General features: G+C 43.4%; 2 rRNA genes. Both read left to right on the top strand.

Going from position 1 to position 364, the window contains the following annotated elements:
• A 23S ribosomal RNA gene (locus tag H8K55_RS21345) occupies positions 1–78 on the top strand; the annotation flags it as partial.
• A 174-nt stretch (positions 79–252) separates the two neighbouring features.
• A 5S ribosomal RNA gene (gene rrf / locus H8K55_RS21340) occupies positions 253–364 on the top strand; the annotation flags it as partial.

The raw sequence follows: 364 nt of genomic DNA, 5'->3' as shown, positions 1-364 counted from the left end.
GGACGTTGATAGGCTGGGTGTGGAAGTGCAGTAATGCATTAAGCTAACCAGTACTAATTGCCCGTAAGGCTTGTCCCTATAACTTTGGTCAGTTATTAGGTAACTACGACAAGTATTACAATAGTGTGTGCTAAACGTAAGTTTGAGCGATCACAACCGATTATTTCTGACGGTAATACCGTCATACTTCTTCCCAATTGGATTTGTTGTTCTTCACAACTCAACGTGAAAACAACAAATCAACAAGTTATGCCTGATGACTATAGCAAGTTGGTACCACACCTTCCCATCCCGAACAGGACCGTGAAACGACTTTGCGCCGATGATAGTGCTGCAACCAGTGTGAAAGTAGGTCATCGTCAGG

Origin of the sequence: Affinundibacterium flavidum (assembly GCF_014284175.1) — a bacterium.
Taxonomy (GTDB): Bacteria; Pseudomonadota; Gammaproteobacteria; order Burkholderiales; family Burkholderiaceae_D; genus Undibacterium; species Undibacterium flavidum.
This window is presented reverse-complemented; position numbering and strand designations above follow the sequence as displayed.